Source organism: Neoaquamicrobium microcysteis (assembly GCF_008180155.1).
In the GTDB taxonomy this organism is placed as follows: Bacteria; Pseudomonadota; Alphaproteobacteria; order Rhizobiales; family Rhizobiaceae; genus Aerobium; species Aerobium microcysteis.
In genome coordinates this window covers 105,306-119,046 of sequence record NZ_VSZS01000066.1, presented here as the reverse complement: position 1 = coordinate 119,046, position 13,741 = coordinate 105,306, and the positions used below count along the sequence as shown (strand labels likewise).

At 61.3% G+C, this 13,741-nt stretch carries 12 protein-coding genes; 8 read left to right on the top strand and 4 right to left on the bottom strand.

Translation table 11 applies throughout. The features are described from left to right. Window position 1 precedes the first annotated feature (1 nt). Both FY036_RS17695 and FY036_RS17690 read left to right on the top strand, forming a co-directional pair. Window positions 2–1,207: an acyl-CoA dehydrogenase family protein gene (locus FY036_RS17695; RefSeq protein WP_148916083.1), complete on the top strand. Its 1,206-nt coding sequence runs from the start codon at window positions 2–4 to the stop codon at window positions 1,205–1,207. Then, complete coding sequence (locus FY036_RS17690) at window positions 1,204–2,217, top strand: phosphotransferase family protein (RefSeq protein WP_148916082.1); 1,014 nt, start codon at window positions 1,204–1,206, stop codon at window positions 2,215–2,217. Before FY036_RS17695 ends, FY036_RS17690 begins: the two co-directional genes overlap by 4 nt. 22 nt (window positions 2,218–2,239) lie before the next feature. Here the strand turns inward: FY036_RS17690 and FY036_RS17685 are convergent, their stop codons facing one another. Then, on the bottom strand, window positions 2,240–4,321 hold the full coding sequence (locus FY036_RS17685) for a 3-hydroxyacyl-CoA dehydrogenase NAD-binding domain-containing protein (RefSeq protein ID WP_148916081.1): 2,082 nt from the start codon (window positions 4,319–4,321) through the stop codon (window positions 2,240–2,242). A 146-nt stretch (window positions 4,322–4,467) separates the two neighbouring features. Here FY036_RS17685 and FY036_RS17680 point away from each other — a divergent pair, with 146 nt between their 5' ends. The 5 genes from FY036_RS17680 to FY036_RS17660 all read left to right on the top strand — a co-directional run bounded on the left by FY036_RS17680 (window position 4,468) and on the right by FY036_RS17660 (window position 10,040). Beyond that, window positions 4,468–5,100, top strand: coding sequence for a TetR/AcrR family transcriptional regulator (locus FY036_RS17680; RefSeq protein ID WP_148916080.1), 633 nt, complete (start codon window positions 4,468–4,470; stop codon window positions 5,098–5,100). A 173-nt stretch (window positions 5,101–5,273) separates the two neighbouring features. Beyond that, on the top strand, window positions 5,274–6,389 hold the full coding sequence (locus FY036_RS17675) for an acyl-CoA dehydrogenase family protein (RefSeq protein ID WP_235897709.1): 1,116 nt from the start codon (window positions 5,274–5,276) through the stop codon (window positions 6,387–6,389). 1 nt (window position 6,390) lies between these two features. Then, a complete protein-coding gene (locus tag FY036_RS17670; RefSeq protein ID WP_148916079.1) occupies window positions 6,391–7,467 on the top strand; it encodes an acyl-CoA dehydrogenase family protein in 1,077 nt (358 codons plus the stop codon). Then, window positions 7,467–8,288 carry an SDR family oxidoreductase gene (locus FY036_RS17665; protein WP_148916078.1) on the top strand — a complete coding sequence of 274 codons (822 nt, stop codon included), beginning with the start codon at window positions 7,467–7,469 and terminating at the stop codon, window positions 8,286–8,288. The genes FY036_RS17670 and FY036_RS17665 overlap by 1 nt, the downstream gene beginning before the upstream one ends. A 57-nt stretch (window positions 8,289–8,345) precedes the next feature. Beyond that, complete coding sequence (locus tag FY036_RS17660; RefSeq protein ID WP_148916077.1) at window positions 8,346–10,040, top strand: AMP-binding protein; 1,695 nt, start codon at window positions 8,346–8,348, stop codon at window positions 10,038–10,040. Window positions 10,041–10,052: 12 nt separating this feature from the next. Here FY036_RS17660 and FY036_RS17655 read toward each other — a convergent pair whose 3' ends face one another. The 3 genes from FY036_RS17655 to FY036_RS17645 are packed head-to-tail and all read right to left on the bottom strand — an operon-like array spanning window position 10,053 to window position 12,502. Next, a complete protein-coding gene (locus FY036_RS17655; protein WP_148916076.1) occupies window positions 10,053–10,907 on the bottom strand; it encodes an enoyl-CoA hydratase-related protein in 855 nt (284 codons plus the stop codon). Window positions 10,908–10,934: 27 nt separating this feature from the next. Continuing rightward, window positions 10,935–11,333: a Zn-ribbon domain-containing OB-fold protein gene (locus tag FY036_RS17650; RefSeq protein WP_148916075.1), complete on the bottom strand. Its 399-nt coding sequence runs from the start codon at window positions 11,331–11,333 to the stop codon at window positions 10,935–10,937. Further along, window positions 11,333–12,502 carry a thiolase domain-containing protein gene (locus FY036_RS17645; RefSeq protein ID WP_148916074.1) on the bottom strand — a complete coding sequence of 390 codons (1,170 nt, stop codon included), beginning with the start codon at window positions 12,500–12,502 and terminating at the stop codon, window positions 11,333–11,335. The genes FY036_RS17650 and FY036_RS17645 overlap by 1 nt, the downstream gene beginning before the upstream one ends. 255 nt (window positions 12,503–12,757) lie before the next feature. On the opposite strand from FY036_RS17645, the gene FY036_RS17640 reads away from it, so the two are divergent. Next, entirely contained in the window at window positions 12,758–13,651 is an 894-nt protein-coding gene (locus FY036_RS17640) for an MBL fold metallo-hydrolase (RefSeq protein ID WP_148916073.1), read from the top strand. The last annotated feature ends 90 nt before the right edge of the window (window positions 13,652–13,741 follow it).

Here is a 13,741-nt window from a genome sequence, read left to right as displayed (position 1 = left end):
AATGGACTACACCGTATCGCCCCGGATCGAGGATTTTCGTCGTCGGATTGCGGCATTCGTCGATACCCATGTCCTTCCCTTAGAGGCGGATGGGGCAAATTACGACGCACATGAAAACATTCGCGTCGATCTGCTGGATCATGTGCGCGCAAAGGCTCGCGCCGAAGGCCTGTGGTGCCTTCAGTTGAAAAAGGAAACCGGCGGGCAAGACGTCGGCAAGGTTGGAATGGCCGTTTGCTACGAAGCGATGAACCGCTCCATCTTCGGCCCCGCCGTGTTCAATTCCGCAGCGCCCGACGATGGCAACATGATGGTGCTGGAAGCAGTCGGAACCGACGCGCAGAAGGAGCGCTGGCTGAAGCCCATTGTTGAGGGAAAAGTTCGTTCCGCCTTCGCCATGACGGAACCGCATCCGGGCTCGGGATCCGACCCTTCGATGACGATGACCAAGGCGGAAAAGCGCGGCGACCACTATGTCATCACCGGGCGCAAATGGTTCATTACCGGCGCCGAGGAAGCACAGCACTTCGTGCTCATGGCGCGCACGTCCAGTGATCCGCGCAAGGGCCTTACGGCTTTCATGTTTGACCGCGACCAGCCGGGTTGGCGCATCGAACGTCGCATCGAGATCATGGGCCCAGAGGAACATGGCGGTCATTGCGAGCTCGTTTTCGAGGGACTCGAGGTACCCGCCAGCGAGATACTTCTCCGTGAGGGCGAAGGGCTCAAGGTCACGCAGATCCGCCTCGGGCCGGCGCGGCTGACGCATTGCATGCGCTGGCTGGGCCTGTCCAAGCGCTGCGTGGAAATTGCGACTGACTATGCGGCGCGGCGCGAAGGTTTCGGCCAGCGGCTGGCGGATCGTGAAAGCGTTCAGCTCATGCTCGGCGACCTCGCGATGAAGATCGAGATCGGGCGCCTGCTGGTGATGAAGGCCGCATGGGCGCTCGATCAGGGATCGTTCGCACGCAAAGAGGTCTCGATGGCTAAGGTTCAAGTGGCCAACGTTCTTCATCAGGCAGCCGACACGGCGATCCAGCTCAACGGTGCGCGAGGCTATTCGAAGGATACCATCCTGGAATGGATTTACCGCTACGCCCGACAGGCCCGCTTGGTGGATGGCGCCGACGAGGTGCACAAGATGGTGCTCAACCGCTTCCTTGAAAAGGAAGGCGGTACTTTCTGGAGCTGGCAGGCGGGCGAATGACGCAGGTTGATTTCCCCTTGGAAGCGCTGCGGGCCTATCTCGACGCGCTGCTCGGGGCGCGCGATGTCCTAAAGGTCGAGAGGGCAAGCGGCGGCCAATCCAACCCAACCTACTTCGTCACGCATGGCGACCGCAGGATGGTGCTGCGCAAGCAGCCGCCAGGCCCCCTCCTTCCCGGAGCTCACGCGGTCGATCGAGAGTTTCGCGTGCAGCAAGCGCTGTGGCCGACGCCGGTACCAGTGCCGAAGCCGCTCCACTTCAGCGCGGATGCTGCGGTATTGGGCACCCCTTTCTATCTTATGGAGCGGGTCGAAGGGCGCGTCTTCGACGACACCTCCCTAGCGGCTCTCGCAGCTCACGAACGCATGGAAATCTGGCTGGCAGCAGCAGACGCGATGGCGCTTATGCACGCCGTCAGACCTGCCGAAGTCGGCCTTTCCGATTTTGGTCGCCAGGGCAATTATTTCGAGCGGCAGATGAACCGCTGGCTAAAGCAATGGCGAGGCTCGACCAGCGACCCCATTCCCGAACTCGACAGACTGGCAGACCTGCTGGTCGCCGCCATGCCGCCCGATGACGGCGAACTGAGCATCGCCCACGGAGATTTCCGCCTCGGGAATTTGCTGTTTCACCCGACGAAGCCACAGGTGGTCGCGATCCTGGACTGGGAACTGGCTACGCTCGGTCATCCGCTAGCCGACTTGGGCTATTGCTGTATCGCCTGGAATACGGCAACCGACGAGTATGGCGGATTGCTCGGCATCGACCTCGGCGAGCGGGGGTTGCCAAGCGAGGAGACATTCGTAGCGCGGTACATGAAAGGAAGCATGCGGCCTCTAAAGCTGCTGCCATTTCACAAGGCTTTTGCGTTGTTTCGCTTCGCCGTCATATTCGTCGGCATCGCTGACCGGGCAAAGCAGGGCAACGCAGCTGGATCGAATGCCACCGAACTGGCACCGCTGGCGCGCCGCTTTGCGATCCGTGGCCTGAACGTCCTGGGTAGGTCTTGATGGTCACGAGACCATGATCGCGTCAGGCGTCGAAGCGACCGGAGCCAGCGGCGCGTGATACCAGTAGTGGGGCGGGGCTCCAGCGTTGGTCTCCTCTTTCGTCGCGATAGCCCTCTATCGCCCGCAACACGCGGTCTAATCCGATCGACTCGGCATAGTGCATGGGCCCGCCCCTGAGGTCAGGAAAGCCATAACCTCGAACGTAGACGACATCTATGTCGGAGGCGCGCTGGGCGATCACTTCTTCGAGGATACGGGCACCCTCGTTAACCAGCGCGAACACGCAGCGCTCGACGATTTCCGCAGGCTCGAAGCGCCGCGCCTCAATGCCGGCCTGCGCCCTCAGGTCGCGCAAGAGCGCCTCAAACTCAGCGTTTTTCCCGGGCTCGCGGCTGCCATTTTCATAGACGAAGTAGCCCTTGCCGGCTTTCTGTCCATGCCACCCACGTTCGCAGATCGCATCTGCGATGGCGGGAAAACGGTAGTCTGGATCGGCGGCAATTCTGCGCCTGCGCGAGAGCCAACCAATGTCGTTGCCGGCCATGTCCGACATGGCGAAAGGCCCCATTGCGAAGCCGAAATCGCGGATGGCGTCATCCACTTGGTTGGGCGTCGCGCCCTCCATGAGCAGTTCGTTCGCACTGAGGAAATACTGATCGACCATTCGGTTGCCGATGAAACCGTCGCAAACGCCGGCCACCACGCCCATTTTGCCGATCCGCTTCACCACGTCCATGGCGGTCGCAAGCACACGGTCCGAGGTTTCGCGGCCTCGTACCACCTCGACAAGTTTCATGACATGCGCGGGGCTAAAGAAGTGGAGGCCCAGAACATCCTGGGGACGACCGGTGGAAGCAGCCAACGCATCGATGTTGAGGTAGGAGGTGTTGGACGCGATGACCGCATGGGGACCCAGAAGCCGAGCTAGCTGGCCGAGGGCGGCTTCCTTGACATCCTGCTTCTCGACGACGGCCTCGATCACCAGTTCGCATCCCTCCAGATCATGGATAGTGGAACTCTCTCGAATCCGGCCGGATGCTTGGTCGGCCGCCTCGACCGACATGCGACCCCGCTTCTTCGCCGATTCGTAGGCCTTGGCTCGAACGGCGCGGCTGCGCTGCATGGCTTGAGGGTTGGTGTCGGTCAGCCAAACATCATAGCCCGCGTTGGCGAATGCCATTGCGATGCCCGTTCCCATCGTACCGGCACCGAGCACCCCAACCTCGCCGATATTGAGCGGCTTCACCGCCGGATTCAGTCCGTCGATCCGCGCTGCCGCCCGCTCGGCGAAAAACAGGTGACGCAACGCCAATGATTCCGGCGTACGAGACAACCGATCAAACGATTGCAGCTCCACATCCGCCGCCCGGTCATGCGGCATCGTGGCCGCCGCCTCAACGCAGTCCACGATCGCCTCAGGCGCGGGTCCGCGCTTCATCGCGCGTACGGCGGCACGGGACGCCTCGAAGAACTCGCCGGCATCGCCGGGCACTTCAATGACACGGTCGATCGCAACAGGAAGTGCGTTTCCGGAAGCAAGATGACGCCATACCAACGCTTCAGCCGCCTGGCCCACGTCGGACGAGACAACCTCGTCTATCAAGCCGACCGTCAAAGCATCGTGCGCACCGACAACCTTCGCGCGCACCATCCAATCGATCGCCCTCTCCGCGCCGACCAGTCGAGGCAGGCGTTGCGTGCCCCCTGCACCTGGCAACAGTCCCAACGAAGCCTCGGGCAGACCAAGCCTTGCGCTGGACGATGCCACGCGCAAATGGCAGAACATTGCCAGTTCGAGACCCCCACCAAGCGCCACGCCATCTATTGCGGCTACCACCGGTTTCGGGCTTGCCTGTATCGCTTTGCCAACGTCTATGATGGACGGGAAGGAGCGCGCGTCCGGCTTGTTGAACTCCCGTACATCCGCGCCGCCGGAGAACCGACCGCCATCGCCGAGCAGCACGACCCCCACGACGCTTTCGTCGGCCATGGCCGCCTCGATGCCTGAAAGTACGTGACGACGCGCCGAGAGGTTCAGTGCGTTCACCGGCGGGTTCGACATGACTATACGAACGACGCGACCTTTAACATGCGAGTTGTGCATGAAACCTCCCGAAACAAGAACGCAGGCATGAACCACGCGCCTCAATATCGTGTCAACAGTCGATATATCTTTCATCTAGCGAAATAGTTGGATTGCCGCGTCACGCGGCTACACCCACGGAACCGACCGTGCTAGTGCTCATATCCATGTCGACAAAAGTCCGCGCCAACGCCGCAAACACGGAAGAAAACCGGCTTCGCATCCTCGATGCCGCCGCGCAATGTTTCATGGTCGCGGGCTACGAGGCGACAACCATCGACACCGTCGCCAAACAGATACGCTCCACGAAGGGACGGATCTATTACAGCTACCCGTCCAAGGCAGCGCTGCTGATCGGCGTGATGCAGGAGGGTATGCAGCGGGCCGAAGATGCCGTGCGCGCCGCCAACGTTGCGACGGCGGATCCGCTTTCCCAGCTGGAGGCGATGGCCAGCGCCCATGCTCTGCTGGTCATGCAGGCGTTGCCCTACCATGTCGTCACGATGGATGGACTGGAGAGGCATCGCCGCCGCGCCATGACCGTATCCCAGAGATCGGCCATAACCCAGATTCTGCGCCAGCGTGACCGTTACGAAGACATGTTCACGCAAGTAATCGCCGAAGGCGTGGAACAGAACGTATTTCGCGCGGTCGATCCTGCGTTGACCACAAGGGCGCTGCTCGGAGCGCTCAACAGCACCGCGCTCTGGTACCGTCCGCGCCGTGGGCAATCTTCAGACGATTTGGCGGCGTTGGCGGCGAGCATCATATCCATCACGGTGCGCGGCATCGTCGCCTGACGACGGCGCGCGTCCAGCCACAACTCGCGGTGAAAATTCAGAACATCGCGCGACGCGCATCTAGACTTGCACGAGAAAGAAATGATACCAAGCAGTATTTTTTAGGGAGGCCTGACTTGGAAGCTTTTCGACTTGAGACGCGCACATGGCTGGAGGCGAACTGTCCTGCCGCGATGCGGGTCGCGCAGAGCGGCGAGGATGGGGTCTGCTGGGGCGGCCGTAACTGGTCTTTCGAGAGCCGCGAGCAGAAAGACTGGTTCCGACTGATGCTTGCCAAAGGCTGGACGGTACCCGACTGGCCAGCAGAGTATGGCGGCGCCGGCCTTACACCCGAGCAGTGCCTGATCCTGCGCGAAGAGATGAACCGGCTCGGGGCGCGCCCACCCCTGGAGGGTTTTGGCATCTCCATGATCGGACCGGCGCTGCTGGCGTTCGGCACGGATGAACAGAAGCGTCTCCATCTGCCACGTATCGCTCGCGGTGAGATCCGCTGGTGCCAGGGCTATTCCGAACCGGGCGCAGGGTCGGATCTTGCCGCGCTGCGCACCTCGGCGCGCCAGGATGGCGACAAGTTTGTGGTCAACGGGCAGAAGATCTGGACGTCGTATGCCGACAAGGCCGATTGGATCTTCTGCCTCGTGCGCACCGATCCTGCCGTAAAGAAGCAGCTTGGCATCACATTCCTGCTGATCGACATGCTGACACCGGGGGTTTCTACCAAGCCCATCCGTCTGATTTCCGGCAGTTCGCCGTTTTGCGAGACCTTCTTCGACGAGGTGGAGGTGCCGGCAGGAAACGTCGTCGGCAGCGTTAACCGGGGCTGGGATGTTGCGAAGTATCTCTTGACCCACGAGCGTGAGATGATCGCGCGCGGCGGCAGCAATCTCTTCGATGCAGAAGAACTCGACGCGGCAGCAGCCAAAGCCGCGGCGGCGACGGGCGGGCGGCTGTCGGACGAACTCCTGCGTGCCGAAATCGCGCGCGCCGCTGTCAATACCCTTGCGTTTGAGGCGACCCGTCTGCGGTATCTGGAGGAACTGGAGAGCGGCGGCTCGCTTGGCGCGCGATCGGCGGTTCTGAAGCTTGGAGGTACGGAGTTGAACAAGCGCCGTCAGGAGCTTCTCGTCTCTCTCGAAGGTCCCGGTGCTTTTGGCTGGGCCGACGGCGCGTCGCTGAGCGGGGTCGGCAAAGGCTGGCTTCGCAGCAAGGGTAATTCCATCGAAGGTGGCACGACGGAGATCATGCTCGAAATCATCGCCAAGCAAATCCTCGAACTCCCGAAGGCCTGACATGTCATTCATCCTTTCAAACGAACAGGAAATGGTGCGGGGCAGCACCAGACAGATGGCCGCGGCGATCTCCTTGCGCACTGCGCGCGAGCTCCTTGCCGCCGAACCGAAGGTTGCCTACGGGCCAGAAACGCTTCGACACGTAACCGATTCCGGTCTCGGTGGAGTTCTCGTCCCGGAGGAATTCGGTGGCGCGGCCCTGGACATGATGACTGCCGCTTTGGCGGCGAGGGAACTGGGCCGGAAGCTGGTGACATCGCCATTGCTGGGCGCGACGGTCGCCGCTTGCACTCTGGCTAGGTTCGGGAAAAGGGACTTGTCGCGTGACTGGCTTTCGCGCATCGCCCAGGGAGACTGCATTGTGGGCCTAGCGCTGGAAAATCACGACCAGCCGACCGTACAGATTTCCCCGCAGGGCAAGCTTAGCGGCAAGGCTGAATGGGCGGTGGACACGGCATCGGCCGATGCACTCCTCGTGGCGGCCGCGACGCCGAATGGCAGGACCCTCGTTTTTGCGCCGGTCGGGACCGGGGAAGTATCCAGAGTTGCGACGCGCATGGCCGACGGCCGCCTGTTGACAGCTGTCAACTTCGAGAATTTCGCCCTGGCCGGCAGCGTCGACCTCGGCGAGGATGCGCTGGATATGGCGTTTAAAGTCGCGTGTGTGTGGCTTGCGGCCAACACCTGCGGCACGGTCGAGGAGATATTCGGGCGCACTGTGGAATATCTGCGCGAGCGCAAGCAGTTCGACAGGTCGCTGGCCTCGTTTCAGGCGCTTCAGCATCGGCTCGCGCAGATGCACTGCGATCTGGAAGACGCATGGTCGGCGACGCAGCGCGCCGCTATCGCGCTGGACGCCGGCGATCCGCGGGCAAAGCTGTACGTCGCCGTTGCCAAGGCCAAGACGAGCGACGTCGCGTCCAACGCCGTTGCCGAATGCCTGCAGTTGCACGGCGGCATCGGCATGACCGAAGAGCATGATGTCGGGCTTTATCTGAAGGCGGCCAGGCTCTCCTCCGAGTTGCTTGGCGGTTACACATACCACGCCGACAAAGTCGCCTCCGAGTTGGGCTACTAATGGACGCTGACGCGCTGTTCTCCTCACGGGGTCGCACCGCGCTCATCACCGGAGGTGCGACGGGACTGGGTCGCCATGCCGCCGAAGCGCTAGTGCGCAGCGGCGCACGGGTTATCCTTGCATCCAGAAAGCTTGCCGCATGTGAGCAGACCGCCGCAGAACTGAGCGCCTTTGGTTCGTGCGAAGCTATGGAAGGCGACATATCGAACGAAGACGGAGTGCGGCGGCTTACCAACTCGATAGAACAACGCTGCGAACGTCTCGATATCCTGATCAACAATGCAGGAACCACCTGGGGCGCGCGTTTGGAGGCGTTTCCATGGGGAGGCTGGTCGAAGGTTCTGGCGACAAACCTTACGGGTCTTTTTTCGCTGACGCGCGATCTCGTACCGATGCTGGAGGCTTCAGCCGGACCTCATGGCCCCTCACGCGTCATCAACATCGGCTCAAGCGCGGGCATGATTCCCTGTGGTGGAGACGCTTATTCCTATGCTGCCTCCAAGGCAGGGGTCCATCATCTGACTCGCATCCTGGCTAATGAGCTGGGCCCACGCGGAATTACCGTCAACGCCATCGCACCCGGTCCCTTCGAGACGAAAATGACGTCGTTCGCGCTCGAAAAAGATGCCGGCCGTGAACATGCCGCATCGGTCCTCCCCCTTCGCAGGATCGGACGGGCGCAAGACATTGCCGCAACCGTCTTGTTTCTCTGTGGTCACGGCGGCGGCTACGTGACGGGCGCCATCATCCCGGTAGATGGAGGTTTGAGCGTGCACGCGCCTCCTCACCTCCTTGCGGAAGACGATCCGGCGCAACACTGAAAGGCGCACCTTGGCGTGGGAACCGCATTCGACGATCAAGGCGCAGGAGACGATACGATGACGGAAGAGCAGCAGAACCCAGCTCGCAAAATACATCCTTGGGAGAAGGCATATCCCTCGACCTGCCGTTGGGATGTGGAGATCGTGACCAAACCCATTCCGGCAATGATGGACGAAGCCGTGGCGCGTTACGGCACCAAGACGGCGCTGGTCTATCGCGGCAACCACCTTTCCTTCGGTGAGATCAGGCAGGAGTCCGTCAGCCTGGCGGCCGGGTTGCTCCATGCCGGCGTCAAAAAGGGCGATGCGGTTGCCGTGTACCTACCGAACACTGCCTCCTACTATATCGTATTCTATGCGCTGATGCGCATCGGCGCGCGACTGGTCAGCCTGAGCCCTATGGACGCCCCGCGCGAACTGAGCTTCAAGCTGTCCGACACCGGCGCGCACCTGCTGATCACGACCGATCAGGCGGCCATGCTGGCAAACTGCGCCGCCATAGCCGATGCGTCGGGCCTGGAGCGCATCTGGGTTGCGAGCGAAAAGCGATGGGGCGCAGGGACCGACGAGGTAGCGCCGCTGCCGGACGACCGCCGATTCTCGCCAATCGACGAACTGATGGCTTCGCAGCATCCTGCGTTCTGGCCGATGCCGTCGACCGACGATATCGCGGTGCTTCAATACACCGGCGGTACGACCGGCCACCCCAAGGCGGCTATGTTGACTCATGGCAACCTGACGGCAGCGATAGACATTGCCGTGCACTGGAAGGACGTGCGGGCGGAACAGCCCGGCGAAGAGCGCGTCCTTGGCGTCCTGCCCCTCTTTCACTCCTTCGCCATGCTTTTTCTGCTTCTTCGCCAGTTCCGCGAAGGATGTTGCGTCTTTCTGCACCCACGCTTCGACGTCGAAGCCGTTATCAGCCAGATCGAGGAGGAAAGACTAACGATCTTTGCTGGAGTTCCGACGATGTGGATTGCAGTTTCGGGTCACCCCGGAGCAGAGAGCCGTGATTTCAGTTCGCTTCGGTTCTGTATTTCCGGGGGCGCACCACTTCCCGGAGAAATCGCACAACGGATCGAGCGCATGGTCGGGTGCAAGCTGCTCGGCGGCTGGGGACTTACGGAGGCAGCCCCTGTCGGTACGCTCATTCCGCAGTCAGCGCAGGTGAAACCAGGCATCATTGGCATACCGCAACCGGGTATCGAGCTGGAGGTGGTCGCGCTCGACGAGTCGACGCGTGTGCTGGGCGACAACGAGACCGGCGAGTTGCGGATACGAGGTCCAAATGTCTGCCGCGGATACTGGAACCGTCCGGAGGAAAACGCCGCCGCTTTCGTTGACGGCTATTTTCTGACCGGCGATATCGGCTATCGCGACGAAGATGGCCTCTACTATCTCGTTGACCGAAAGAAGAGCCTGATCATCTCAAGTGGTTTCAACATCTATCCAACCAACATCGAAAACGCGATCTACGAACATCCGGACATCGCTGAGGTTATGGTGATCGGGGTCCCGGACGATTATCGCGGCCAGACGGTTAAGGCTTTCGTCACCATGAAGCCCGGGACGAAGCCGATGACGCTCGACGCCTTGCGTACCTTCCTCTCGGAGCGGGTCGGTCGATATGAACTGCCGACAGGGCTGGAACTGCGCAGCGAACTTCCACGCAGCGCTGCCGGCAAGCTTCTGCGCCGGGTACTGGAGGATGAGGAGAGAGGCGGAGCCGCCGCAGCCATCAGGGGTGCGTAAGCGGAGACGCCGTCAGGTATCGTTTAGTGGTGTGAAGCGGGGCTCCTCCCACCACGGATAGGCTTCCGGCATATCGGATGACGCCCGCATGGCAAAGCGGGCGGGTCGCTTCTCAAGGAAAGCTGCGACACCTTCTGCGGCGTCCGGCGATGAGCCCATGGCGGAAAACATCGCCGACTCGACACGATGCGCCTCCATGGGATGGCTTGTGGCGGACATCCGCCACAGCATCTGCCGCACGAGCGCGACCGAGACCGCACTCGTCTGCTCTGTCAGGTCGCCGCAGATTTCCCGCGCACGGGGCAGAAGTTCACCTGGCGGCACCACCTCGGATATCAGCCGGCCTGCCAGCGCCTCCGCCGCGGAAAAGACCCTGCCGGACAAGGACCATCGCAAAGCCTGTTCAATGCCCACGATGCGCGGCAAAAACCACGAAGCGCAGCTTTCGAGCACGATGCCGCGCCGCGTGAAGACGAAACCGAACTTCGCGTGCTCCGAAGCGATGCGAATATCCGCCGGCAGGCACAGCGTTGCACCGATGCCTGCAGCGGCACCGTTGAAGGCCGCAACGATAGGCTTGTTGAAGGCATACATCGCCAAAGCGACCATCCCCCCTCCATCTCGCCATTCGGCATCCACCCCGGCAAACGAACTTTCGCCACCCGCAAGGTCCGCACCGGCGCAAAAAGAGCGCCCTGCCCCGGTAATGATAACCGACTGTATTTCGTCGTCGCCTTCCGCCCTTGCAAAGGCATCCAGCAACTCATCGCGCATACGATAGGTGAAAGCGTTCATTCGGTCGGGGCGATTGAGCGTGATCGTAAGGATGCCGTCCGCCCGCTCGTAGATTATCTGCTCGTAGTCCATCGTCACCCTCTTCGTAACCGGAAGGGGTCACGCCGGCCGGAACATCGGCACCTTCTGGCCGTTCTCGCTGACCCGAAAATCGACTTTGACTTTCATGCCGATATTGAGATCGTCAGGCGAACACCCGACGATGTTGGTCATCATCGTCACACCTTCCTCCAGTGCGACATACGCGACAGCGTAGGGCACTTTCGCTCTCCGCATGACGCTGTAGGAATAGAGGGTTCCGTTGCCTGTAGCTTCCACCAGCTCAGTATCCGCAGCCAGACATCGAGGGCATCGGGTCCGCGGATAGAAATGCTTTTCGCCGCACGACTTGCAACGTCCGATCAGGAGGCGACCTTCGTTGGACGCTTCCCAATAGGCTCTGGTATCGACTGTGGGGTCAGGGCTGGCCGCAACACGTTCGCCGAGTATGTCCGCCATCACTGCGCCTCCAGAATAAGTGTGGCAGCGGCATGGCGCGTGCCAAGCGACCCGCCCATCGCCTGCGCCAACGCAAGCCGGCAATCCTTGACCTGCACCGCCTGTGCGGCCTCGCCTCGAAGCTGGCGCACCGCCTCGATAATCTTGGTCATCCCGCCGCGATAGCCGGGGTGATTGTTGCACAGACCGCCGCCATCGGTGTTGACCGGAAGCCGGCCCACCCCCGATATGATCCCCCCGTCGGCGACGAAACGACCGCCCTCGCCCTTGGCGCAGAAGCCCAGATCCTCAAGCTGCGTGATAACCGTGATGGTGAAACTGTCGTAGATCGAGGCATAGTCGATGTCCCGCGGCTTAAGACCGGCTTCGGCGAAGGCATCCGCCCCGGCCCACGCGGCTGCCGAGTAGGTAAGGTCTATCCTGCCGCCATTCTGATGCTTGGCTGCCTCACCGTGACCCAACACGGTGACGGATCTGCGCTTCAGATCACGCGCGATCTCCGGCCGTACCACGATTGCAGCGCCACCCCCGTCGCTGACGATGCAGCAATCCAGTCGATGCAGCGGATCGGCGATCATCGGCGAGGCCAACACGTCTTCGACCGTCACGGGCTTGGGCATCATCGCATGAGGATTGTGCTGAGCATGTTGCGACGCGGCGACCTTGACCCATGCAAGCTGCTCGGCAGTGGTGCCGAACTCGTACATATGGCGCATGGCGGCAAGCGCATATTCGTTGACCAACTCCGCACCATAGGGAAGCTCGAACTGCAGGTCGGGAGTGGATGGGGGGAACGGCCGGGGCGCAACACCGCCCGCAGCCGCCTCAGCGCGCGGGCGACCAGCCATCGATATAACGGCTACGTTCAGCTTGCCCGCCGCAATTGCCTGCGCGGCGTGGGCGACATGTGACAGGTAGGTAGCGCCGCCGCTCTCCGAAGCCTCGACGTGCCGCACGCGCATTCCCAGATAGTCCAGCATGGACAACGCACCGAGGCCCGGGGCATCACCGTCGCAGAAAAAGCCGTCCACATCGCCGATAGAAAGGCCGGCATCGTCTAGCGCACCGCGAATTACATCCGCATGGAGTTCAGCCAGTGAAATGTCGTCCGCGCGGCGCGTCGGATGTTCATAGACGCCCGCAATGCAGGCCTTGCCCTTGATCGTCATGAGGCTCCTTCCCGTCGCCGCCAGCAGAGTTTCGCTCCCGCTCGGCGCGATGCCGAAGCACCTGCCCGGCCACTAAACGTCGTATCGTTATGGAACTATCCAGACAGGGTCAATAGATAACCCATAAATCACCAGATAACATGGTCGCGCCTTGCTATAGCCGTTTGTATTTCACGGTATGACACTATCATTGCATATTGACACGCTCATCGCCCAAGGCTTAGACCTAGACCTCACGAGGAAAAGGAGGAGCTCGTGGCGCATTTCAGGGTAGGCGATGCGGTAGTCAGGCGAATTGAGGAAGTGTCGGAACTCGGCTATCCGCCCGAATTCATGCTCCGAAAATTCGAGCCCGCGATGTTCGAACGTCATCCGGTCGCGGGAGGCAAAACCTTCTTCGACGCGCAGAGTGGGCGCTCGTGGAGCAGCATCCACTCCTGGCTTGTTACGCTGGACGGGAAAAACATCCTCATCGACACGTGTTCGGGTAACGGCAAAAGCCGCGCGCTACCGATATTCCAGCGTTTTCACATGCTGGATCTTCCATTCATGGAAAATCTTGCGGCTGCGGGGTTTGATCCGGAAGATATAGACATCGTCTTCTGTACCCATCTGCATATCGACCACGTTGGCTGGAACACGCGCAAGGTCGATGGACAGTGGGTTCCAGCCTTTCCCAACGCCCGCTACATTTTCGGCCGCAAGGAATACGAGCACTGGACCGGCGACGGAAAAGGCCCCAGCCTGTTCCCGGAAAACGTGGCAGTGATCGAAGACAGCGTCCTGCCGATCGTGGCCGCGGGAAAAGCAGAATTCGTGAACAGTGGTGACGAGATCGTTCCTGGCCTGACGGTCGAGGAGGCGCCCGGCCATACGCTCAACCAGCTTATGGTGAAATACGAATCCGCAGGCGGCAACTTCGTGATATCGGCCGATGTGGTCCACTATCCGGTTCAGGTTTACGAGCCGCAAGTGACAAGCCGCTTTTGCGAACATGTCGATCTGGCGGAAACCACCAGGCGCAGACTGCTCGACTATTGCGCTGACAACGACGCGCTCCTGATGCCGATGCATTTCGGCGCCCCTCACGCTGGCCGGATTTTTCGCACCGACCGAGGCTACGGCTTTTCGCCTGTCACGCCGGAATGAGTCGAACCGCAACAACGAACACAGGCGGTAGGCAACCTTCCGCCGACACTGGGTGAACCTGACATGGGCTACACGATAGCGGAAAAGATA